At 65.0% G+C, this 22,608-nt stretch carries 24 protein-coding genes; 16 read left to right on the top strand and 8 right to left on the bottom strand.

What is annotated here, in order from left to right; genetic code table 11:
• Window positions 1-11 precede the first annotated feature (11 nt).
• From rplU to ACKWRH_RS02215, 3 genes are all read left to right on the top strand, one after another.
• Window positions 12-401 (top strand): 50S ribosomal protein L21, encoded by a 390-nt coding sequence (gene rplU, locus ACKWRH_RS02225; RefSeq protein ID WP_445219143.1) that lies wholly within the window; start codon window positions 12-14, stop codon window positions 399-401.
• Window positions 402-498: 97 nt separating this feature from the next.
• On the top strand, window positions 499-768 hold the full coding sequence (rpmA, locus tag ACKWRH_RS02220; RefSeq protein WP_011083253.1) for a 50S ribosomal protein L27: 270 nt from the start codon (window positions 499-501) through the stop codon (window positions 766-768).
• A 143-nt stretch (window positions 769-911) separates the two neighbouring features.
• A complete protein-coding gene (locus ACKWRH_RS02215) occupies window positions 912-1,505 on the top strand; it encodes a GNAT family N-acetyltransferase (protein WP_028149983.1) in 594 nt (197 codons plus the stop codon).
• Between the two features lie 180 nt (window positions 1,506-1,685).
• On the opposite strand, the gene ACKWRH_RS02210 is transcribed toward ACKWRH_RS02215, so the two are convergent.
• Window positions 1,686-2,600: a DMT family transporter gene (locus tag ACKWRH_RS02210; protein ID WP_445219142.1), complete on the bottom strand. Its 915-nt coding sequence runs from the start codon at window positions 2,598-2,600 to the stop codon at window positions 1,686-1,688.
• Window positions 2,601-2,718: 118 nt separating this feature from the next.
• Here ACKWRH_RS02210 and ACKWRH_RS02205 point away from each other — a divergent pair, with 118 nt between their 5' ends.
• The 3 genes from ACKWRH_RS02205 (at window position 2,719) to ACKWRH_RS02195 (ending at window position 6,044) form a co-directional block, all read left to right on the top strand.
• Window positions 2,719-3,201, top strand: a complete 483-nt coding sequence (locus ACKWRH_RS02205) for a MaoC family dehydratase (protein WP_014490587.1) — start codon at window positions 2,719-2,721, stop codon at window positions 3,199-3,201.
• An 85-nt stretch (window positions 3,202-3,286) separates the two neighbouring features.
• On the top strand, window positions 3,287-4,327 hold the full coding sequence (obgE, locus tag ACKWRH_RS02200) for a GTPase ObgE (RefSeq protein WP_445219141.1): 1,041 nt from the start codon (window positions 3,287-3,289) through the stop codon (window positions 4,325-4,327).
• 82 nt (window positions 4,328-4,409) lie between these two features.
• Window positions 4,410-6,044: an alkaline phosphatase family protein gene (locus tag ACKWRH_RS02195; protein ID WP_445219140.1), complete on the top strand. Its 1,635-nt coding sequence runs from the start codon at window positions 4,410-4,412 to the stop codon at window positions 6,042-6,044.
• Between the two features lie 182 nt (window positions 6,045-6,226).
• Here ACKWRH_RS02195 and ACKWRH_RS02190 read toward each other — a convergent pair whose 3' ends face one another.
• Complete coding sequence (locus ACKWRH_RS02190) at window positions 6,227-7,192, bottom strand: Bug family tripartite tricarboxylate transporter substrate binding protein (RefSeq protein WP_445219139.1); 966 nt, start codon at window positions 7,190-7,192, stop codon at window positions 6,227-6,229.
• 195 nt (window positions 7,193-7,387) lie between these two features.
• Here ACKWRH_RS02190 and proB point away from each other — a divergent pair, with 195 nt between their 5' ends.
• Window positions 7,388-8,509 (top strand): glutamate 5-kinase, encoded by a 1,122-nt coding sequence (gene proB / locus ACKWRH_RS02185; protein WP_445219138.1) that lies wholly within the window; start codon window positions 7,388-7,390, stop codon window positions 8,507-8,509.
• Window positions 8,510-8,519: 10 nt separating this feature from the next.
• Here proB and ACKWRH_RS02180 read toward each other — a convergent pair whose 3' ends face one another.
• Both ACKWRH_RS02180 and ACKWRH_RS02175 read right to left on the bottom strand, forming a co-directional pair.
• Complete coding sequence (locus ACKWRH_RS02180) at window positions 8,520-8,672, bottom strand: type II toxin-antitoxin system RelE/ParE family toxin (RefSeq protein ID WP_445219137.1); 153 nt, start codon at window positions 8,670-8,672, stop codon at window positions 8,520-8,522.
• A 132-nt stretch (window positions 8,673-8,804) separates the two neighbouring features.
• A complete protein-coding gene (locus ACKWRH_RS02175) occupies window positions 8,805-9,083 on the bottom strand; it encodes a type II toxin-antitoxin system ParD family antitoxin (RefSeq protein WP_445219136.1) in 279 nt (92 codons plus the stop codon).
• A 195-nt stretch (window positions 9,084-9,278) separates the two neighbouring features.
• Between ACKWRH_RS02175 and ACKWRH_RS02170 the strand changes: the two genes are divergently transcribed.
• From ACKWRH_RS02170 to ACKWRH_RS02130, 9 genes are all read left to right on the top strand, one after another.
• Window positions 9,279-10,574 (top strand): glutamate-5-semialdehyde dehydrogenase, encoded by a 1,296-nt coding sequence (locus ACKWRH_RS02170; protein WP_445219135.1) that lies wholly within the window; start codon window positions 9,279-9,281, stop codon window positions 10,572-10,574.
• Window positions 10,575-10,597: 23 nt separating this feature from the next.
• Window positions 10,598-11,242, top strand: a complete 645-nt coding sequence (locus tag ACKWRH_RS02165) for a nicotinate-nucleotide adenylyltransferase (RefSeq protein ID WP_445219134.1) — start codon at window positions 10,598-10,600, stop codon at window positions 11,240-11,242.
• Between the two features lie 208 nt (window positions 11,243-11,450).
• A complete protein-coding gene (gene rsfS, locus ACKWRH_RS02160; RefSeq protein WP_282524195.1) occupies window positions 11,451-11,807 on the top strand; it encodes a ribosome silencing factor in 357 nt (118 codons plus the stop codon).
• A 93-nt stretch (window positions 11,808-11,900) separates the two neighbouring features.
• On the top strand, window positions 11,901-12,383 hold the full coding sequence (gene rlmH / locus ACKWRH_RS02155; protein WP_014490595.1) for a 23S rRNA (pseudouridine(1915)-N(3))-methyltransferase RlmH: 483 nt from the start codon (window positions 11,901-11,903) through the stop codon (window positions 12,381-12,383).
• A gap of 32 nt (window positions 12,384-12,415) precedes the next feature.
• The gene (locus tag ACKWRH_RS02150; RefSeq protein WP_445219133.1) at window positions 12,416-13,795 is read left to right on the top strand and encodes a murein hydrolase activator EnvC family protein; all 1,380 of its coding nucleotides are present in this window, start codon (window positions 12,416-12,418) and stop codon (window positions 13,793-13,795) included.
• Complete coding sequence (locus tag ACKWRH_RS02145) at window positions 13,792-15,147, top strand: S41 family peptidase (RefSeq protein WP_014490597.1); 1,356 nt, start codon at window positions 13,792-13,794, stop codon at window positions 15,145-15,147. The genes ACKWRH_RS02150 and ACKWRH_RS02145 overlap by 4 nt, the downstream gene beginning before the upstream one ends.
• A gap of 145 nt (window positions 15,148-15,292) precedes the next feature.
• Window positions 15,293-16,516 (top strand): divergent polysaccharide deacetylase family protein, encoded by a 1,224-nt coding sequence (locus ACKWRH_RS02140; protein ID WP_445219132.1) that lies wholly within the window; start codon window positions 15,293-15,295, stop codon window positions 16,514-16,516.
• A 71-nt stretch (window positions 16,517-16,587) separates the two neighbouring features.
• Window positions 16,588-17,094 (top strand): RNA pyrophosphohydrolase, encoded by a 507-nt coding sequence (locus ACKWRH_RS02135; protein ID WP_445219131.1) that lies wholly within the window; start codon window positions 16,588-16,590, stop codon window positions 17,092-17,094.
• Between the two features lie 63 nt (window positions 17,095-17,157).
• A complete protein-coding gene (locus ACKWRH_RS02130; protein ID WP_028158540.1) occupies window positions 17,158-17,658 on the top strand; it encodes an RNA pyrophosphohydrolase in 501 nt (166 codons plus the stop codon).
• A gap of 135 nt (window positions 17,659-17,793) precedes the next feature.
• Here ACKWRH_RS02130 and ACKWRH_RS02125 read toward each other — a convergent pair whose 3' ends face one another.
• The 4 genes from ACKWRH_RS02125 to ACKWRH_RS02110 form a co-directional block, all read right to left on the bottom strand.
• On the bottom strand, window positions 17,794-19,455 hold the full coding sequence (locus ACKWRH_RS02125; RefSeq protein WP_445219130.1) for an adenylate/guanylate cyclase domain-containing protein: 1,662 nt from the start codon (window positions 19,453-19,455) through the stop codon (window positions 17,794-17,796).
• Window positions 19,456-19,604: 149 nt separating this feature from the next.
• Complete coding sequence (locus ACKWRH_RS02120; RefSeq protein WP_445219129.1) at window positions 19,605-20,012, bottom strand: F0F1 ATP synthase subunit epsilon; 408 nt, start codon at window positions 20,010-20,012, stop codon at window positions 19,605-19,607.
• A 96-nt stretch (window positions 20,013-20,108) separates the two neighbouring features.
• The gene (gene atpD / locus ACKWRH_RS02115) at window positions 20,109-21,551 is read right to left on the bottom strand and encodes a F0F1 ATP synthase subunit beta (RefSeq protein WP_445219128.1); all 1,443 of its coding nucleotides are present in this window, start codon (window positions 21,549-21,551) and stop codon (window positions 20,109-20,111) included.
• A gap of 54 nt (window positions 21,552-21,605) precedes the next feature.
• A complete protein-coding gene (locus ACKWRH_RS02110) occupies window positions 21,606-22,481 on the bottom strand; it encodes a F0F1 ATP synthase subunit gamma (protein ID WP_445219127.1) in 876 nt (291 codons plus the stop codon).
• Between the last annotated feature and the right edge of the window lie 127 nt (window positions 22,482-22,608).

The raw sequence follows: 22,608 nt of genomic DNA, 5'->3' as shown, positions 1-22,608 counted from the left end.
GAGAAAAAACGATGTTCGCAGTCATCAAAACCGGCGGCAAGCAATACCGCGTCGTGCCGGATGATGTTCTCGAAGTAGGCAAGATCGAAGGCGAAGTCGGCTCGATCATACAGCTGAATGAAGTTCTGGTGCTCGGCGGCGACACGCCGGTCCTGGGCGTCCCGACGGTCGCAGGCGCGTCCGTTGCGGTCGAGGTGCTCGACCACAAGCGCGGGCCGAAGGTCATCGCGTTCAAGAAGCGCCGCCGCAAGAATTCGCGCCGCAAGCGCGGCTATCGCGACGAGATCACGGTGCTGCGCATCTCCGAGATCCTGACGGACGGCGCCAAGCCCACCAAGGGCCCGCGTCCGAAGAAGGAGAAGGTCGCGAAGGAAGCGACCACCGAAGAGGCCGCCGCATAATTTGATCACGCGCAATCACAAATTGATGCGTGAGAAATTGTGAAATGATTCCGTCAAGGAATTGATCTAGAAATACGCAGGATTTTGGAGACGAGCCATGGCTCATAAAAAAGCAGGCGGTTCATCGCGCAACGGTCGCGATTCGAAGGGCAAGCGCCTCGGCATCAAGGCGTTCGGCGGCGAAGTCGTGATTCCCGGCAACATCATTGCGCGTCAGCGCGGCACCACCTGGCATCCCGGCCTTAATGTCGGCATGGGCACGGACCACACTCTGTTCGCCAAGATCGAGGGTCGCGTCACGTTCCAAGCCAAAGCCAACGGCCGCACATTCGTATCGGTACTCCCGATCGCCGAGGCGGCTGAATAGACGGTGGACCAAATTTGGAGTCCGCCGGGTCCTTGACCGAACCGGCGGAGTCCACAAGACGGCTCCAGGGGAGGCAGGGAAACCGGCCTCCCCTTTCGTTTGACTTGCTCACTTTTCACTTAGTGACTTTGACGGAGCCGGACATGTTGCAGGATTTCTCGAGCGTGACCTTGCGGGAGGCGAGACCTAGCGTCGTCGCCACCGAGCGGCTGACGTTGCGGCGCCCGACTCTCGCCGACGTCAGGACCATCGCCCACCTCGCCAACGACCGCCGTGTCGCGGAAAACACCCGCCGCCTTCCACACCCCTATTCGCAGGACGACGCCGTCGAATTCGTCCGCGCCACCGCCGCGCTCGGCAGCGAGACCGTGTTCCTGATCGAGCACGATACCGGGCCGGTCGGCATGGTCGGCATCGACCGCTCCACGCCCGACAATGCCGAGCTCGGCTACTGGCTCGGCGTCGAGCATTGGGGCCAGGGCTTTGCCACCGAGGCGGCGCGCGGCGCGATCGATTTCTTCTTCGAGGAGTTCGAGGACGATCATCTCTATGCGGGTGCGCGCGTCACCAATCCGGCCTCGCGCAACGTGCTGGAGAAGTGCGGCTTCCAGTGGAGCGGCGTCCAGCTGCATCGCTTCCTCGCGCTCGGCTCGTCCACTCCGGTCGATTGCTTCCGCCTGTCACGCGGCGTGTGGTCGTCGCTGAAGAACTGGAGCAGTGCGAGACGGATGAGGTAGGGCGGAAGCGCTGCTACATTCTCCGCTATCGTCCCGGGGCGCGACGAAGTCGCGAGCCCGGGATCCATACCCGCAGGGAGGAGTGTGGCGCGAAACTCCCACTCCGAGCTTTCGCAAAACGACTGCCTGTGGGTATGGGTCCCGGGCTCGCGCTTTGCGCGCCCCGGGACGACGTTGTGGCTATGCGGGCGGATTGACCTCGTTGCTCGGGCGGCCGAGATCGCGTTCGCGCAGGTAAATATAGAACCCGGCGCCGATGATGATGGCGGCGCCGACGATGGTGGCAATCGACGGCACGTCGCCGAACACGACGAAGCCGAAGATCACGGCCCAGACGATCATCGAATATTGATAGGGCACCACGACGCTGGCCGGCGCCAGCTTGAGCGAGCGGTTGACGCAGAACAGCGCGGTCACCGAGACGCAACCCGCCAGTGCGAAGATCGCGAGGCTGCCCGGTGTCGGCGGCACCCAGTGGAATGCCGACAACACAGCACCCAGCGAGAACGTGCCGACGAATTGCGACGACGCCATCACGATGTCGGGCGTCTTGCGCAGGCTGCGCGTGATCAGCATCAGGGTCGCAAAAGACAAACTGCCGCCGAGCGCGATCAGCGCCGGCAGGCTGACCGTCTGCGCCGACGGCCGCAACGCGATCAGCACGCCGCAGAAGCCGATCAGGATCGCCGTCCAGCGCCGCCAGCCGACCTTCTCGCCCAGAAAGATCGCCGACATCGCGGTGACGAAGATGGGGCCCGCGAGATAATAGGTGATGACGTCGGCCAGCGGCAGATAGACCGTCGCGAGGAAGAAGGCGGCCACTTCCAGCGTCGACAGCACGACGCGAAACAGCTGCAGGCGCGGCCGCTCCAGATGCAGGAACTGGTGACGCTGCCGCCAGACCAGCGGCGACAGCAGCAACAGCGCCGCGCAGGCGCGCAGGAACAAGAGCTGCCCCACCGAATACGTCCCGACCAGGAACTTACCCATGGCGTCGCCGAACGAGAACATGAAGATCGACAGCACCATCAGCGCGATGCCGGCAAGGCGCGCGGAGCGATCGTCATAGGCGGAGAGATTCTTGAAGAAGGGCATCGGCGCCGTTTTAATGACATGGCCGCGCCGGACAAGCCCGCATCTGCCGATTGAACGGATTGTCGCACTCTTCGCGGCGCGCTAGCGATAGGCGCCTCCCGAACTAGAGAGCATGGACATGACCGACTTCGACCCGACCCGGCATCGCATGATCCCCGCGCAACGCTGGTTTGAGGATTTCGTGGTCGGCGAGCGCTTCGTGCTGCCGAGCCGCACCCAGACCTCGGCGGTGTTCGCCGCCTTCCAGACCGCGAGCGGCGACACCCATCCCGTGCATTACGACGTGGAATATTGCCGCAGCCGCGGCATGCCGCATCTGCTCGCCCACGGCTTCCAGACCTTGATCCACACCGCGCCCGGCGCAGGGCTGTTTCCGTTCATGGTCGAGGACTCCCTCGTCGGCTTCCTCGAGCAATCGAGCCGGTTCCTCAAACCGGTGTTCGCCGACGACACCATCTATCCCGCGCTCGAGGTCACGGAGCTGGTGCCGGGTCGCACGACCGGCGCGGTGACGCTCAAAAGCACCGTGTTCAACCAGCGCAAGGAGCTGGTGCTGGAGGGAATGCAGAAATTCCTGATCCGGAGACGGCCTGCAGGTTAAGCACGGGGCCAAATTCGCGGAAATTCGGCCGATTCAGGGATAAGTCCGGGTTGCCGCGCGGGACCGCCTGCCCTACCTATGGCCCATGAAATTCCTCGACGAAGCAAAGGTCTATATCCGCTCCGGTGACGGCGGGAACGGCTGCGTGGCGTTCCGCCGCGAGAAGTTCATCGAATTCGGCGGTCCTTCCGGCGGCAATGGCGGCCGCGGCGGCAACGTGGTCATCGAGGTCGCCGACGGCCTCAACACGCTGATCGACTACCGCTACCAGCAGCATTTCAAGGCCCAGAAGGGCGAGAACGGCTCTGGCTCGGACCGCCATGGCGCCAACGGCAAGGCCATCGTGCTGAAGGTCCCCGTGGGCACGCAGATCTTCGACGAGGACCGCGAGACCCTGATCCACGACTTCACTGATGTCGGCGAGAAGTTCGTGCTGGCGGAGGGCGGCAATGGCGGCTTCGGCAACGCGCATTTCAAGTCCTCGACCAATCGCGCGCCACGCAACGCCAACCCCGGCCAGCCCGGCGAGGAGCGCTGGATCTGGCTGCGGCTGAAACTGATCGCGGATGCCGGCCTGGTCGGTCTGCCCAATGCCGGCAAGTCGACCTTCCTCTCCAAGGTCAGCGCGGCCAAGCCGAAGATCGCCGACTATCCCTTCACCACCCTGCATCCGCAGCTCGGCGTCGTGAATTCCGACGGCCGCGAGTTCGTGCTCGCGGATATTCCCGGCCTGATCGAAGGCGCGCATGAAGGCGCCGGCCTCGGCGATCGCTTCCTCGGCCATGTCGAGCGCTGCCGCGTGCTGCTGCATCTCATCGATGCGACCTGCGAGCACGCGGGCAAGGCCTACAAGACGGTGCGCAACGAGCTCAACGCCTATGGCGGGCTGCTCACCGACAAGATCGAGATCGTCGCGCTGAACAAGATCGACGCGGTCGAGCCGGACGAGTTGAAGAAGCAGAAGGACCGACTGAAGCGCGCGGCCAAGAAGACGCCGCTGCTGCTCTCCGGCATCACCGGCGACGGCGTGAAGGAAGCATTGCGCGCGCTTGTCGAAGTGATCGGCGAGGCTCCGGTATCGGCCAAGGCGAAGAGCGCGGCCGAAGCGGAGCCGTGGTCGGCGTAATCCGACCCGCTCAACCGGCCCGCTTGTCTTCGCTGGCGCGATGGCGCAGCATCAAAAAATAAAGAAACGGCAGGGGCGAAGCATGGCGCGCGCGAAGAACGTTCTCTGGATCATGTGCGACCAGCTTCGCTACGACTATCTCGGCTGCACCGGCCATCCGACGCTGAAGACGCCCAACATCGACGCCATGGCCAAGCGTGGCGTGCTCTTCAGCAAGGCGTATGTGCAGTCGCCGATCTGCGGCCCGTCGCGGATGTCGTTCTACACCGGACGCTACATGCGCTCGCACGGCTCGCACTGGAACGGCTGGCCGCTGCGCGTCGGCGAGCCCACGCTCGGCGACCACCTCAAGAAGATCGGCGTGCGCAACGTGCTGGTCGGCAAGACCCACATGGCGCCCGATCTCGAGGGCATGAAGGCACTCGGCATCCCGCCGGAATCGATGATCGGCGTGCACGTCGCCGAATGCGGGTTCGAGCCTTATGAGCGAGACGACGGCCTGCATCCGACGGGACGGCCGCGCCCGAAATACGATGAGTACCTGCGCAGCCAGGGATTCGAGGCGACCAATCCCTGGGAGCATTGGGCGAATTCAGGCGCAGCGGACGACGGCTCGCTGCAGAACGGCTGGCTCCTGGTGCACGCCGACAAGGCCGCGCGCGTGCCGGACGAGCATTCCGAAACGCCCTATATGACGCGGCGCGCGATGGACTTCATCAGCGAGGCCGAGACCGACGGCAGGCCGTGGTGCCTGCATCTGTCCTACATCAAGCCGCACTGGCCCTACATCGCGCCCCAGCCCTATGCGAGCATGTATTCGACCGATGACATGATCCCGGCGATCCGCTCCGAGCGCGAACGCCAGAACCCGCATCCGGTGTTCGGCGCCTACATGGACATGCGCTACTCCCGCAACATGGCGCGCGACGATGCGCGGGAGAAGGTGATCCCGACCTATATGGGCCTGATCACCCAGATCGACGACCAGATGGGCGTGCTGATGAAGTTTCTGGAGGCGCGCGGTCTGCTGGACAGCACCATGATCGTGTTCACGTCCGATCATGGCGACTATCTCGGCGATCACTGGATGGGCGAGAAGGATCTGTTCCACGAACAGTCGGCCAAAATTCCGCTGATCGTCATCGATCCCTCCGGGGAAGCCGACGCCACGCGTGGCACGCGCAGCGACGCGCTGGTGGAAGGCATCGATCTCGCGCCGACCTTCGTCGATTATTTCGGCGGCGAGGTGCCGGGCCACATCCTGGAAGGACGCTCGCTGCTGCCCCTGCTGCGCGGCGAGAGGCCGTCCGACTGGCGCAAGGTGGCGTTCTCCGAATACGACTACGCCATGCAGGACGTGCGGCTGAAGCTGAACCAGCCGATCGAGCGCTGCCGCCTGTTCATGGTGTTCGACGGCCGCTGGAAGTACATCCACGCCTCCAGCTTCCGCCCGATGCTGTATGATCTCGAAACCGATCCGGAAGAGTTTTTGGATCGCGGTGACGATCCGGAGTGTGCCGGCATCATCGCGCGCCTTCAGGCCGAGCTGTTCGACTGGGCGCTGCATCCGAACGACCACATCACAACCCCGCGCGAGAAGATCGCGAACTATGCCGACAAACAGCTCCAGGTGAAGGGCGGCATTTTGATCGGCGTCTGGGATGAAGCCGAACTCGCCGCGATCAAGGACGGCATCGTGCAGCGCGCGAAGATGTGAGCCGCTCTTCGCCTCTCCCCCGCTTGCGGGGAGGAGGGCTCTACGCGCGGCGCATCATCGATACAATCGAACATCCATCCACGCCGTCATTGCGAGCGCAGCGAAGCAATCCAGAATCTCTCAACGGAGGAACTCTGGATTGCTTCGTCGCAAGGGCTCCTCGCAATGACGGGAGGAGAGACTCAATTCTCGATCTTGTACCCCGTCGCCTTCACGATCGGCTGCCAGAACGCCGTGTTCGCGGCGAGCTCCTTGGTTAGTCCATCCGCATTGCTGCCAACCGGGATCAGCCCGATCGCGGTGAGCCTCTCCTTCACTTCCGGCTTCGCAAGCGCGGCACTGGCGGCGGCGCCGAGCTTGCTGGCGAAGTCCGGCGAACTGCCGGCGGGAAGCCACATGCCGTACCAGGCGTCCGCAACGAGATCGATGCCGCTCTCCTTCAGCGTCGGGACCTCGGGCGCGAACGGCGAACGTTCCGCGCTCGCGACCGCGATGATCTTCACGCCCTTGGCGCGGTGCTGCGGCAGCGCGTCGGCCAGTGTGGTGATTCCGAACGGCAGATGGCCGCCGACGAGGTCGTTGAGAATCGGCGCGCTGCCGCGATAGGGTACGCGGCTCAGGGGAATGCCGAGATCTTTCTCCAGTTTCGAGCCGGCGAAATGCGGAATGGTGCCGTTGCTCGGCACGCCGAACGACGTCTTGTCCGGATGCGCCTTCAGCCACGCCACGAATGACTTGAAATCCGTGGCGTCGATCCCCGGACCGATCACGAGCGCGAATTCGAACCGCGCCAGCAGCGACACCGGCATAAAATCCTTGGCCGTGTCGAAGCTCGGCGTCGTCTCCACCATCGGCAGCAGATACATGGTGGGTCCGGTCGTCACCAGCACCATGCTGCCGTCGGCGCTCGCGCCCTTCACCGCCTTGATACCGATCAGGCCGTCGCCGCCGGTACGGTTCTCGACCACGATGGTCCGCTGCAGCGCCGGCGCCATCTCCTGCGCGATCAGCCGGCACAGCGTGTCGCCGCCCGCGCCCGCCGCGAACGGGAAGATCATTTTTGTCAGCCCGGCCTGCGCTTGCGATCCACCCGCCTGCGCCAACAGCGGCAACCCGAGACATCCGGCGATGAAGTTGCGGCGATCCATCGGTTTCCTCTTTGAGCCCATTATGGTTGGCGACAATTAGAGCCAGGCGGGCGTCCCGGACAAGCGCCGTTTACCATGCCCGCCGCCTTGCGCCGGCCGTCGTCCTGCTGCAAAAGCAGGCCTTAACCGGCGCCGCCTGTCGCTCCGCCGTTTCCGATGCAGAGCAATCCGTCACACGCGCCAACACATACACACATGGCCAGCCCCGAACTCAGTCAATTCCGCCGCATCGTCGTCAAGGTCGGCTCCGCCCTGCTGGTCGATTCCGACAAGGGCGAGGTGCGCACCTCCTGGCTCGCCGCGCTCGCCGACGACATGGCCAAGCTGCATCGCGAGGGCCGCGACGTGCTCGTCGTCTCTTCCGGCTCGATCGCACTCGGCCGCAGCCGCCTCAAGCTGCCGCGCGGCCCGCTGAAGCTGGAGGAGAGCCAGGCCGCCGCCGCCGTCGGCCAGATCGCGCTGGCGCGGATCTGGTCGGAGGTGCTTGGGGCCCACGGCATCGGCGCGGGGCAGATCCTGGTCACGCTCCAGGACACCGAGGAGCGCCGGCGCTATCTCAATGCGCGCTCCACCATCGGCAAGCTGCTGGAATGGCGCGCGATCCCCGTCATCAACGAGAACGACACGGTCGCCACCAACGAGATCCGCTACGGCGACAATGACCGCCTCGCCGCGCGCGTCGCCACCATGGCGAGCGCCGATTTGCTGGTGCTGCTGTCCGACATCGACGGGCTCTACGACGCCCCGCCGAAGAACAATCCGAACGCAAAACTGATTCCTGTGGTCGACAGCATCTCCTCGGAGATCGAGGCCGTGGCAGGCGACGCCGAGTCCGAACTCTCGCGCGGCGGCATGCGCACCAAGGTCGAGGCCGCGAAGATCGCCACGACGGGCGGCACGCATATGCTGATCGCCTCCGGCAAGATCGAGCACCCCTTGCAGGCGATCGCCGACGGCGGCCGCTGCACCTGGTTCCTGACGCCGGCCAACCCCATCACCTCGCGCAAGCGCTGGATCGCGGGCACGCTGGAGCCGAAGGGCACGCTGACCATCGACGCCGGCGCCGTGACGGCGTTGCGCGCGGGCGCCAGCCTGCTGCCGGCCGGCGTGATCAAGGTGGAAGGCCAGTTCGCCCGCGGCGATGCCGTGATCGTGCGCGGCCCCGATACCAGCGAGGTCGGCCGCGGCCTGATCGCCTACGATGCCGAGGTCGCCGAACGGATCAAGGGCCGCTCGTCCCCGGACGTGATGGCCATCCTCGGCATCAGCGGGAGGTCCGAGATGATCCACCGCGACGATCTGGTGGTGGGCGGGTAAGGGCCGCCAACTATTGCATGTCGTCAGAGCCGATATCTTGGCGGCCGTGCATCACGCGGATGATCTCGACTCCATCGGGCAGCGGGACATAGAAGATCACGTAATTGCCAACGGGGAAGCTGCGCAGGCTGTCGCGCAATTCTCGCCGTTCGCGGCCAGCCAAGGGATTTTCCACGAGCATCTCGAAATCTCGCCGATGCGCGCAATCTGCTTGTCGGCCGGCCGAACGCTCTCCGACGCGATGAAATCCCAGATCGAATCCAGATCTTGGTCGGCTTGTGGGGCCTTGCGGAATCTATTCGCCACGTTTGCGCGCGGCCAGTCGCTGCCGTCCCCGCGCCTTGATGTCGTTCATCCATTCCTGGACGTCGACCTCTTCCATTGGTCCGCTGTCAAACCCCTTCTGGATTTCCTCCCGCAGCGCGTCCAGCTTGACCCTGCGCCGCTCTTCACGCTCCTCGACTAGGCGAAGGCCTTCGCGCATGACCTCGCTCGCAGTGGCATAGCGGCCGCTCTCGACCAGATTGTCGATCAGGTCCTCGAAATGCTTTCCAATGCTGTAGCTGCTCGCCATGGAACGGCTCCGTTATCAAGTAATGATACTTATTGATATTTGAGCGCCTCGCAAGGATCCGCCCGGCCTTCGGGGGCAACTAGGCCATTGGCCGACCGGGCGGCGCGAACCGGGCCCCAGCCATACCCTCCCGACCCTTCGCAGACGCGGGATTTCCGTGCTAGGACACCGCCTTAGCAGAAGGTTGAAGCTCCAATGGCCGCCCCCCTCAAAGCCGTCGACGGCAATGCCGATCTCCAGGCGCTGATGTCCGATCTCGCCGCCCGTGCCCGCGCTGCCGCGCGCGTGCTGGCGCAGGCGCCGCCGGAGCAGAAGAACCGGGCGCTCGAAGCCATGGAGCGGGCGATCCGCGCGAACTCTGCCGCGATCCTTGCCGCCAATGCCGAGGACGTCGCGGAGGCTCGCGCCTCCGGCAATGCCACCTCCTCCTTCATCGACCGCCTGACCCTGACGCCGGCGCGCGTCGAAGCCATGGCCGAGGGCATCGGCATCGTGCGCGGCATCGCCGATCCGGTCGGCATCGTCACCGAGAGCTGGCAGCGGCCGAACGGCATGACGATCGAGCGCGTACGCGTGCCGCTCGGCGTCGTCGGCGTGATCTTCGAGAGCCGGCCGAACGTTGCGGCGGATGCCGGCGTGCTGTGCCTGAAATCCGGCAATGCCGTGATCCTGCGCGGCGGCTCCGACAGTTTTCGTTCGTGCCGCGCGATCCATGAATGTCTCGTCCAGGGCCTGCGTGAAGCGGGCCTCCCCGAGGCGGCGATCACGCTGGTGCCGACGCGCGACCGCGCGGCGGTCGGCATGATGCTGTCAGGGTTGAACGGTGCCATCGACGTGATCGTGCCGCGCGGAGGCAAGAGCCTCGTCGCGCGCGTCGAGCAGGAAGCCCGCGTGCCCGTGTTCGCGCATCTCGAAGGCGTCAACCACGTCTATATCGATGCCAGCGCCGACCTCGCCATGGCGAAGTCGATCGTGCTCAACGCCAAGATGCGCCGCACCGGCATCTGCGGCGCGGCCGAGACGCTGCTGGTCGATCGCGCCGCTGCCGCCAAAAACCTGAAGCCGCTGGTCGAGATGCTGATCGAGGCAGGCTGCGAAGTGCGCGGCGACGACGCCGTGCAGAAGACCGATACGCGCGTCAAGCCTGCCAGCGAAGACGATTGGGACACCGAATATCTCGACGCGATCATTGCGGCGAAGGTGGTGGACGGTGTCGACGGCGCGATCGCGCATATCCAGAACCACGGCTCGCATCACACCGACGCGATCGTGAGCGCGGATGAGGCTGCTGCGAGGAAATTCCTGAGCGAGGTCGATTCCGCGATCGTGCTGCACAATGCCTCGACGCAGTTCGCCGATGGCGGCGAGTTCGGTTTCGGCGCCGAGATCGGCATCGCCACCGGACGATTCCACGCCCGTGGTCCTGTTGGCGCCGAGCAGCTCACGAGCTTCAAATATCGCGTCCACGGCACAGGTCAGACGCGGCCGTAAGTCATGTCGCGAGGCGTGGGGCATTGAGTAACAATTTCGTCGCGCCACGTTTCTTCGCGCAGGCCATTCCGCCCTACACCGAAGGCATGCGCATCGGCCTGCTCGGCGGCTCGTTCAATCCGCCGCACGAGGCCCATCGCGCCATCAGCCGGTTCGCGCTGAAACGCCTCCAACTCGACCGCGTGTGGTGGCTGGTGACGCCCGGCAATCCGCTGAAGGAGAACGGCACGCTGCATGAGCTCGGCGCGCGCATGCAGGCCGCGCGCGACGTCGCCGACGATCCCAGGATCGAGGTGAGCTGTCTCGAATCCGTCATTCGTACCCGCTATACTATCGACACGATCAACACCTTGCGCCGCCGCCTCAGCGGCCTGCGCTTTGTCTGGATCATGGGCGCCGACAATCTCGCTCAATTCCATCGTTGGCAGCACTGGCGGCGCATCGCCGACCAGGTGCCGATTGCGGTCATCGATCGCCCGCCGCAGAGTTTTCGCGCCCTCGCCTCGCCCGCTGCCCAGGCCCTTGCACGCTACCGCGTGCCCGAGACGGACGCGGCATTGCTCCCGGATCGGCCGGCGCCGGCCTGGGTCTTTCTGACGGGATTGAAACTGAACCTGTCCTCGACCGGCTTGCGGAACCCGGACGGGAGCTGGAAAGGTCCGAAGTGAGACGGAGTGTGTGGATGTTGTGGGGATTTCGGACTCTCTGGCATATTGAAACCCTTAACCCCACATGATGTAGTGTAACCAGTGAGCGTCGGATTCGGCGTTCGCGATACAGTGAAAGGAATGGTCCCTGACCACATCTGTATTGTCCAAGTCTGTTTTACCCAAGGTAGCGAAACCGGCGCGTAAAACATCGACCAAAACGGCGGCCTTGAAGGCGCAACCCGACGCCGACAAGACGCTGAGCCTGATCCTCTCCCGCCTCGACGACATGAAGGCGGAAGAGACGGTCACCATCGACCTTCGCGGCAAATCGGCATACTCCGACTACATGATCGTCACCACCGGCCGGGTGAACCGGCACGTCGGCGCGATCGCGGACAACGTCGCCAAGGGCCTCAAGGAAAACGGCATCAAGAACATCCACGTCGAGGGCTTGCCCAATTGCGACTGGGTGCTGATCGATTCCGGCGATGTGATCGTGCACGTGTTCAGACCCGAGGTCCGCGAGTTCTACAATCTCGAGAGATTGTACACGCAGGGCCCCGGGGCGGCGAAGGCGATCTAGGCTCATCGAGCCGATTTCGAATCGGCTGACGCGCATGCTAGCGTCGTGCGCGCGCATATTGCGCGCGGTCTCGAAACACGACCTGAAGATATCATGCGCGTTGCTGTCATTGCGGTGGGCCGGCTGAAGCAGGGCCCCGAACGGGAACTTGCCGACCGCTATTTCGAGCGGTTCGACGAAGCCGGCCGCAAGCTCGGATTCCGCGAACTCACCATCCACGAAATCCCCGAAAGCCGCGCGCGCGACACCGCGACTCGGATGGCCGAAGAGGCCGCGGCGATCGGTGCGCACATCCCGGAAAAATCGATCCTGGTGGCGCTGGACGAGCGCGGCCAGAATCTCGACTCCACCGTATTCGCACGGCACCTCGGGCGCTGGCGCGACGAGGGTGCCGGGCATACTATCTTCGTGATCGGAGGGGCGGACGGACTTTCGCCCGAATTGCGCCGTAAGGCCAAGCTCGCGATCGCGTTCGGCTCTGCGACATGGCCGCACCAAATGGTCCGCGTCATGCTTCTGGAACAGCTTTATCGGGCCGCCACGATTCTGGCCGGCCACCCCTATCACCGCGCGTGATGCGCGCACAACGAGCACCTTTGCGTAAAGCGATGCGAGCGCCGATCCTCAACCTGCTGCTGATCGCCGGCGTCTTGGGCTCAAGTGTCTTGGGCTTAAGTGTCTTGGGCGCAAGCCTCGCGCAAGCTCAGACGCAAGGTCAGACAATTGCGCCCGCGCCACAGACGGCGGCCGTCTCGCCCGATGCGATCAAGCAGCGCGAGCAGGAGCTCGAGGCCGCCCGCGCGAGGCAGAAGAGCGCCGAGGAAGCGCAGGCCAAGCTCAAGGCCGAGATCACCTCGCTTGGCCAGGACCGCACCCAGCTCAATCAGCAGCTGATCGATACCGCAGCCAATGTGCGGACCGTCGAGACCAAGATCGACGAAGCCGAAGCGCGGCTGCGCTCGCTCAACGGCCGCGAGCAGCAGATGCGCACCTCGCTGGAGTCGCGCCGCGCCGACATCGTCGAGGTACTGGCGGCCCTGCAGCGCGCCGGCCGGCGCACGCCGCCGGCGCTCTTGGTGCGGCCCGAAGATGCGCTGCAATCACTGCGCACCGCCATGCTGCTCGGCGCCGTGGTGCCGGAATTGCGAGGCCGCGCCGAGAAACTCGCGGGCGACCTCGGCGAGCTCGTGGCCCTGCGCAAGAACATCGCCGCCGAACGCGACCAGCTTGCCACCGACCGCGACAAGGTCCGCAACGACCAGACCCGGCTTACCGCCCTGGTCGACGAGCGGCAGCGCCAGCAGGCGTCGCGCGAAAAAGACCTCGACGCCGAGAACTCGCGCGCCATCGCGCTCTCCAGGCAGGTCGGCGATCTCCAGGGGCTGATCACCAAGATGGAGCAGGATCTGCAGAGCGCCGCCAAGGCCGCCGAGAAGGCGGCCGAGGCCGCAAGGCAGGCCGAGGCCAAGGCGGCTGCAAACGCGGCCGCCAACGCCAAGCCTGGTCCGGGCACTTTCAAGGACCGGTCCCGGACCACCCCGGCGATCGCCTTCGCGTCGGCCAAGGGGCTCCTGCCTCTGCCGGTTAACGGTAACAAGATCAGGGATTTTGGCGGTTCCGACGGGCTCGGCGGTGTCCAGAAGGGCATTTCGCTGGCAACCAGGCCCGGCTCCCAGGTCACGACGCCGTGTGATGGCTGGGTTGTCTATTCCGGCCCGTTCCGCAGCTATGGACAACTCTTGATCCTCAACGCCGGGGGCGGGTATCATGTCCTGATCGCCGGGATGGAGCGCATTTCGGTTAACATCGGTCAGTTTGTGCTCACGGGGGAACCGGTCGCGACCATGGGATCGACCTCTCAAGTCGCCTCCATTCTCGCCACGAACGCGAGTCAACCTGTGCTCTATGTCGAGTTCCGTAAGGACGGCACTCCAATCGATCCAGGCCCATGGTGGGCCGCAAATGAAGGCGAGAAGGTTCGCGGATGATGCGCAAGACTTCAGTTATCCTCCTCAGCGCGGCCACCGGTGCTGCGCTGACGCTGTTCGTGACCCAGCCGCGCGCGGTCTTCATGGGCTCCAGCGCGCGAGCCGCCACCGCAGACACCTATCGCCAGCTCAATCTGTTCGGCGACGTGTTCGAGCGCGTGCGCTCGGACTATGTCGAGAAGCCCGATGACACCAAGCTGATCGAATCCGCGATCAGCGGCATGCTCACCGGCCTCGATCCGCATTCGAGCTACATGGACGCCAAGAGCTTCCGCGACATGCAGGTGCAGACCCGCGGTGAGTTCGGCGGCCTCGGCATCGAAGTCACGATGGAGGACGGCCTGATCAAGGTGGTCTCGCCGATCGACGACACCCCGGCTTCGCGCGCCGGCGTCATGGCCAACGACATCATCACCAATCTCGATGACGAAGCCGTGCAGGGCCTGACCCTGAACCAGGCGGTCGAGAAGATGCGCGGTCCGGTCAACACCAAGATCAAGCTCAAGATCATCCGCAAGGGCCAGGACAATCCGATCGACGTCACCCTGGTGCGTGACAACATTCGCGTCCGCTCGGTGCGCGCGCGCATCGAGGCCGACGACATCGCCTATATCCGCATCACCACCTTCAACGAGCAGACCACCGAAGGCCTGAAGCGCGAGGTCGCCAACCTCTCGAATCAGATCGGCGACAAGCTGAAGGGCTACATCATCGACCTCCGCAACAACCCGGGCGGCCTGCTCGAGGAAGCGGTCACCGTCTCCGACTCGTTCCTGGAGAAGGGCGAGATCGTCTCGACCCGCGGCCGCAATGCCGAGGAGACCCAGCGCCGCACCGCGCATGCGGGCGACCTCACCAAGGGCAAGCCGGTCATCGTGCTGGTCAATGGCGGTTCGGCCTCGGCGTCGGAAATCGTCGCCGGCGCGCTGCAGGACCACAAGCGCGCGACCATCGTCGGCACGCGCTCGTTCGGCAAGGGCTCGGTGCAGACCATCATTCCGCTCGGCTCGGGCAACGGCGCACTGCGTCTGACCACGGCGCGCTACTACACGCCGTCGGGCAAGTCGATCCAGGCCAAGGGCATCGTGCCCGACATCGAAGTGCTCCAGGACGTGCCGGACGAGCTGAAGTCGCGCACCGACACCAAGGGCGAGGCTTCGCTGCGCGGCCATCTCAAGAACGACGGCGACGAGAAGACCGGCTCGCAGTCCTACGTCCCGCCGGACGCCAAGGACGACAAGGCGCTCAAGCTCGCGGACGACCTGCTCCACGGCATCAAGAACAGCGCCTCCGCGGCGCCGACGCCGGGCGACAACAAGGCCACGACCGACAAGCCCAAAGCGGCGAACTAAGTCGGCGCTTCAGGCGATGTTACGAAAAGGGCGGCTCCGGGAGCCGCCCTTTTTGCTTGGGGCTCCTGCTACCCCCGGCCTATCCCGGCCTGCCGCCGCTTGACCTCGGCGTGGTATCGTCGGCGGGAGTGATTCGGGATCTCGCATGACTGAAACGGCCGATGATCTGAGCGCCCCGCTCGGACAGGACAAGCCGCGCCGGAAACGGCGGCTGCGGCTGCCGTTCACAGCCATGCAGGCCGTCGCTGTCATGCTCGGCCTGTTCCTGGTCGCCTTCGCCGGCTTCGCCATCTTCAACAAGGATCCGCTTGGCGGCGAGCCGATGACGCGGATTGCGATCCGTGAGCCCAGGGCCACCGACGAGAAGCCGGCCGCTGCGGGCCTTGGCCAGGAGAGCAAGCAAGAGAGCAAGCACGAGGCCAAGGAGGCGCCGAAACAGGCGAGCGAGCAGAAGACCGTCACCATGATCGACGGTTCCACCGGCACGCGCCACGACGTGGTGATCGGTGGCGGCGACGCGGCCGACAAGGGCGACGCGGCCGCCGCATCCGCCCCACCGCCCGTCATGGCCGGGATCGATCCAAAGCTGCTCGAAAAATCACGCTACGGCATGATCCCCGTGACAGCCGAGGGCGCGAAGCCGTTCAACGTCTACGCGGCGGATGCCGACCGCGCCAAGGCCGCAAAGATGCCGGTGGTTGCGATCCTGATCGGCGGCCTCGGCGTCGGCGCGGCCAAGACGACCGACGCAATCATGCGACTGCCGCCGGCGGTGACGCTGGCCTTCACGCCCTATGGCGCCGACCCCGGCAAGCTCGCCGAGCGGGCTCGCGCCCAGCGCCACGAGATCTTCCTCCAGATCCCGATGGAGCCCTACGACTTCCCGGACAACGACCCGGGCCCGCAGACGCTGCTGACCTCGCTCACCACCGACCAGAACATGGACCGCCTGTACTGGCACCTGAGCCGGATGCAAGGCTATGCCGGCCTCACCAATTTCATGGGCGCCCGGTTCGTGGCGACCGACGCCGCGATGCAGCCGATCATCCGCGAGGCAGCCAAGCGCGGCCTCGGCTTCTTCGACGACGGCTCCTCGCCGCGCAGCATCGCGCCCCAGGCCGCGGCCAGCCAGGCGATGCCGTTCGGCAGGGGTGACATCGCGATCGACGTGGTGCCGACCCCGGCTGAGATCGACCGCGCCCTGAACAAGCTCGAATCGACGGCGCGCGAGCGCGGCGTCGCAATCGGCACCGCGTCCGCCCTGCCGGTCTCGATCGAGCGCATCGGCAGCTGGACCAAGACATTGAGCGACCGTGGTATCCTTTTGGTGCCATTGACAACCGCGATGCTGAAATCAAAATCCAGCTAAATCAACGGATTGGTACGGCACTGGCCCTCGGGGCCAGCATACCCACCAAAGCACGCGAGAGGTCTGGCGGAATGGCGCGTTACGAGGATCTGCCCTACCGTACTTGCGTCGGTGTGATGCTGATCAACACGAAGGGTCTGGTGTTCATCGGCCGCCGCGCCGGCGGCATTGAGCATGTCGACGACGCCCATGTCTGGCAGATGCCGCAGGGCGGCGTCGATCCCGGTGAGGACACCTGGGAGGCCGCCAAGCGCGAGCTCTATGAGGAGACCAGCGTGCGCTCGGTCGAGCGGCTCGGCGAGGTCCCGGACTGGCTCGTCTACGACATTCCGCGCACGGTTGCGGGGCGCGCCTGGAAGGGCCGCTATCGCGGCCAGCGCCAGAAATGGTTCGCGGTCCGGTTCACCGGCAAGGACAGCGAGATCAATGTCGAAAAACCCGGCGGCGGCGGCCACAAGGCCGAGTTCGTGAGCTGGCGCTGGGAGCCGATGAAGAACCTGACCGGTTTGATCATCCCGTTCAAGCGCCCGGTCTATGAGCGCGTGGTGAAGGAATTTTCCGCGCTGGCGGATGAATAAATCAAATCGTCATCCCGGGTTCGGTGCTAATGCATCGCCGGAATGACGATGAAAGACGCGCGCGTGACCAATCAAAAACCCTACCGTCCCAACGTGGGGATCGCCCTCTTCAATGCCGATGGCCGCGTGCTGATCGGCCACCGCTTCAAGGGCGACGGCCCCGAGATCATCCTGCCGGGCCTCGACTGGCAGATGCCGCAAGGCGGTGTCGATGAGGGCGAGAACCTGCGCGATGCGGCGCTGCGCGAGCTTTGGGAAGAGACCAGCGTCAAGAGTGCGGACTATCTCGGCGAGACAGACTGGCTGACTTACGAATTCCCGCCCTACGACGGGCCGCAGACGCACCGACTGGCGAAATTCCGCGGGCAGCGCCAGAAATGGTTCGCGCTGCGCTTCACCGGCCGCGACGACGAGATCGATCCGCTGACGCCGCGCAACGAACAGCCTGCGGAGTTCGACGCTTGGCGTTGGGAGCGGCTCGACCGTGTCGCCGATCTCGTGGTGCCGTTCCGCCGCGAGGTCTACCGCGCGGTCGCGCAGCAGTTTGCGCCCTTCGCAAACTAAAACTGCGAAAACAACCCCATGCACAGTAGCCGGCGATTGCCGGCGCTTGCGCGGCGGTTGGGGTGAAGTTTTTGAAGCGTCGGAGGGAATCGGCCGCGGGGCGCAAGTGGCGTGGCGGCCTATGTCCAGCAAGCTCTAATTGGTCGGTCCCACCGTGAACGGGCCAATCGCGATGACGTGGCAATCGCTGTCGCGCTTGGCGCAGTCGGCGAGCGCGGAATTGACGGCGGTCTGCTCGTCCGCGGCCTTCAGGCCGATGCCAGGCCGGCCCGCGGTCCCGACCGCGACCGCGTTCCAGCCCATGCCATCGGCAAGCTTGCGCACGACCTCGGCGCGCGCGTCGGCGACGATCGAGGCGTTCGACGCGGCATGGAAGAAGCCGGTGATCCTGAACAGGGTCGGGATCGGCACGACGAAATTGTCGTCGACCGCGACGATCAGACAGGCCACGCCGGCGATCGCGCCGCACGATTCCAGCGAACGTCGCGCCGAGTCGTCGACGGATGACGCGCCCAGCACCATGAAATATTGACCGCCCGGACCGAGCGCGATCGAGCGGGATTTTGCCGCCGGCACGAACATGTTCTCGAGCCGGACTTTTGCCGGATCGCGCACCATCGGAAAATCCTTCGGCGCGAAGGCCCGCTCGGTCATCGCGTCGTGGCGCACCCAGGGCTGTGGCGGCATCGGCGGCTTGCCGTGTGTGTAGACGACGTTGTTGCCGACCGCATAGAGTTCGCAGCGCCGCGGCGATTGCGCGGCATCGGCGCGCTTCTGGCACTGCTCGAGCGCCATGTCGCGCGCGGCTTCCTCGGTCGGCTGGTTCAGCGCCGCGCCTGTGAATCCGCCGATATTGAGCGCGAAGGCCTTGTGGTCGCCGGAGGCGGCATAGTCGCCGGCCAGATAGTTGCGGATGCGCTCGTTGATGAAGGGCACGCTGTCGACGGCAAGCTTGCCTGACAGCGGCGCGGCGGATGGTGAGGGCGCGGGCATCGGTGCCATCGCAGCGCCGGCTGGGCTCATCGGAGCCATCGGCGCTTTTGCCATCTGGGTCGGCATCGGGCTCGGCGCCACGGCATTTGCCGCTGGCGCTGCACTTGGCGTCGCAACCGGCGCGACTGCGGCAGTGACCGTCTGCTTGAGCTTGGTGTTGTAAAGGAAGCCGGTGACAAGGATGGCGACGACCGAGACGACGGCGACCACCAGCGGCCACATCCAGACGGGTGCCGCGGCCAGCTTGGAGGCGGGCTTCTTCACTTTCGGCGTGGAATAGGTGCCGTCCTCGCGCCGCATCGCCACCATGTAAGCGTGCACCGGCGTCGGGATGTTCTTGACCTCCTGCGCGCCGATGTCGGCGAACTGCACCGACAGCTTGTTGGCGACCTGCTCGTGCACGGCACGGGAGACGCAGATGCCGCCGACCTCGGCGAGGCCTTCGAGCCGGGCGGCGATATTGACGCCGTCACCGAGCAGATCGCCATCGCGCTCGACCACATCACCGATGGTGATGCCGATGCGGAACGACATCTGCCGGCTCGGCGGATAGGCCATGTTGCGGGTTCGCAGGGATTCCTGGATGTCGATCGCGCAGCGCACCGCATCGACCGCGCTCGGAAATTCCGCGAGCACGGCGTCGCCCGCCGTGTTGAAGATGCGGCCGTTGGCCTTCGCAATGAAATCGTCGACGACCTCGCGATACGAGGCGAGACGCCGCAGCGTCTCCTCTTCGTCTTCCGCGACCAGTCTTGAGTAACCGGCAATATCGGCTGCGAAAATCGCTGCGATCTTGCGTTTCATCTGCTGCCAGCCCCGAAACAAATTCGCAGGCGCAGAATGCCGCTATCGGCGGCGCGGTGCAACAAAGTTTCAGCGCCCGCCACTTCCGTGACGAGCGCTGAACCTGTTCAGGAATTTTTAGCTTGAGCCCCGGAGCAGTGCACCGGGGCTTAGTGCATAGCCGTGCTGTTGAGCTGCTGCTGGATGCTCTTGAAGTGGTCGAGCCGCTCGATGGCCTGATCGAGCTCGCCGCCTTCGTGCTCCTTCAAGCCTTCTTCCATCTCGGAGATGGTCGCGGCGAACTGGGCACGGTCGAGTTCGTCGAGCGACGTCGCGACGTCGGCGAGCACGGTGAGGCCCTTTTCGGAGACTTCGGCGATACCGCCGAGCACGATGATCTTCTCGTGCCTGCCGCCCGCAGTCACGGTGAGGATGCCGGGCCGGATCGCAGCCACGACCGGCGCATGTCCCGCCAGCACGCCAAAGTCACCCTCGACGCCGGGGATATCGACCTGGTCGACCTCGCCCGAGAATGCGAGCTTTTCCGGCGAGACGAGATCGAAGTGGATGGTGGCCATTGGAAACCTGCGAATGGTGAGTAGCGAACGCGCGAGTGGCGAGCAGCGAATGGCGAATAGATTCTACTCGCCACTCCCTATTCGCTAATCGCCAGCTTAGGCGGCTTCCGCCGCCAGCTTCTTGCCCTTCTCGACTGCCTCTTCGATGGTGCCGACCATGTAGAAGGCGGCTTCCGGCAGGTGATCATACTTGCCTTCGCAGAGGCCGCGGAAGCCCTTGATGGTGTCCGCGAGGTCGACGAACTTGCCGGGCGAGCCGGTGAAGATTTCGGCGACGTGGAACGGCTGCGACAGGAAGCGCTCGATCTTGCGGGCGCGAGCCACCGTCAGCTTGTCCTCTTCCGAAAGCTCGTCCATGCCGAGAATGGCGATGATGTCCTGGAGCGACTTGTAGCGCTGCAGCACCTGCTGGACCTGACGCGCGGTGTCGTAGTGCTCCTGACCGACGACGAGCGGCGAGAGCATGCGCGAGGTCGAGTCGAGCGGGTCCACCGCGGGATAGATGCCCTTTTCCGAGATCGCGCGGTTCAACACCGTGGTCGCGTCCAAATGCGCGAACGAGGTCGCGGGCGCCGGGTCGGTCAAGTCGTCGGCCGGAACGTAGATGGCCTGCACCGAGGTGATCGAGCCCTTCTGCGTGGTGGTGATGCGCTCCTGGAGCGCGCCCATGTCGGTGGCGAGCGTCGGCTGATAACCCACCGCCGACGGGATGCGGCCGAGCAGCGCCGACACTTCCGAGCCGGCCTGGGTGAAGCGGAAGATGTTATCGACGAAGAACAGCACGTCCTGGCCCTGGTCGCGGAAGTGCTCGGCGACGGTGAGACCCGTGAGGCCGACGCGGGCGCGGGCGCCCGGCGGCTCGTTCATCTGGCCGAACACCAGCGCGCACTTGGACTTCACGCTCGGATCCGGATTGTGCGGATCGGCGTTGACCTTGGACTCGATGAACTCGTGATAGAGGTCGTTGCCTTCGCGGGTGCGCTCGCCGACGCCGGCGAACACGGAGTAACCACCGTGCGCCTTCGCGACGTTGTTGATCAGCTCCTGAATCAGCACGGTCTTGCCGACGCCGGCGCCGCCGAACAGGCCGATCTTGCCGCCCTTCGCATACGGAGCGAGAAGATCGACGACCTTGATGCCGGTGACGAGAATTTCAGCTTCGGTCGACTGGTCGGTGTAGGTCGGCGCTTCCTGGTGGATAGCGCGCACGCCTTCGGACTTGATCGGGCCGGCTTCGTCGATCGGCTCGCCGATGACGTTCATGATGCGGCCGAGCGTGCCGTCGCCCACCGGAACCGCGATCGGCTGGCCGGTGTCGGTCACTTCCTGGCCCCGCACCAGACCTTCGGTCACGTCCATCGCGATCGTGCGCACGGTGGACTCACCGAGATGCTGCGCAACTTCCAGCACGAGGCGGATGTTGCCGTTCCGGGTTTCCAGCGAATTGAGAATGGCGGGCAGGTGGCCCTCGAACTGCACGTCGACGACGGCGCCCATGACCTGGGTGACGCGACCGACCTGCTTAGCTGCTGTAGCCATGAATAGCTCTCCTTCGAAATTCTGGACTTGAACGACCGTCGTTTGGTTCGAGCGTCAGACCGCCTCGGCGCCGGAGATGATCTCGATCAGCTCCTTGGTGATCTGGGCTTGACGGGTTCGGTTGTAGATCTGGGTTTGCTTGCGGATCATTTCGCCGGCATTGCGGGTGGCGTTGTCCATCGAGCTCATCTGCGCGCCGTAGAACGAAGCGTTGTTCTCCAGCAGCGCGCGGAAGATCTGCACCGCAATATTGCGCGGCAGCAGGCCGGACAGCAGTTCGTCCTCCTCCGGCTCGTATTCGTAGGACGTCGTCGGCGCGTTCGCCGCCTTTTCCTCGACGACCAGCGGGATGATCTGCTGCGCGGTCGGGATCTGGGCGATCACCGACTTGAACTGCGCGTAGAACAGCGTGCAGACGTCGAACTCACCGTTGTCGAAACGGGCCAGCACCTTCTTGGCGATGTCCTCGGCGTTGACGAAGCCGAGCTGGCGAACACTGCGCAGGTCGAGGTGCTCGACGATCTGCTTGTCGAACAGGCGGCGGAGCTGCTCATAGCCCTTGCGGCCGACGCAGAAGAATTTGACTTCCTTGCCCTGCGCGATCAGCGCCTGGGCGCGCTCGCGGGCGAGGCGCACGATCGAGGAGTTGAAGGCGCCGGACAGACCGCGCTCGCCGGTGCAGACCAGCAGCAGGTGGACCTGGTCCCTGCCGGTGCCGGCCAGCAGCACCGGTGCGCCGGGCGAACCCGCGGCAGCGCTGGCGATGTTGGAGATCACCGCGCTCATCTTGTCGGCATAGGGCCGCGCCGCCTCGGCCGCTTGCTGGGCACGGCGCAATCTCGACGCCGCGACCATCTGCATCGCCTTGGTGATCTTCTGCGTCGCCTTGGTGGAGGCGATGCGGACGCGCATGTCTTTAAGTGACGCCATTCTTCGTCCCCGACGATCCGCCCCTTTGGCCTGATCGCAAACCTATCCAGTCGTCATGCCCGGGCTCGTCCCGGGCATCCACGTGGTGCCTCACACGCCGATAGACGTGGATGGCCGGGACAAGCCC

This window comes from Bradyrhizobium sp. Pa8, assembly GCF_052588265.1.
Note: the sequence above shows the minus strand (reverse complement) of the source record. Positions and strands in the feature narration are given on the sequence as shown.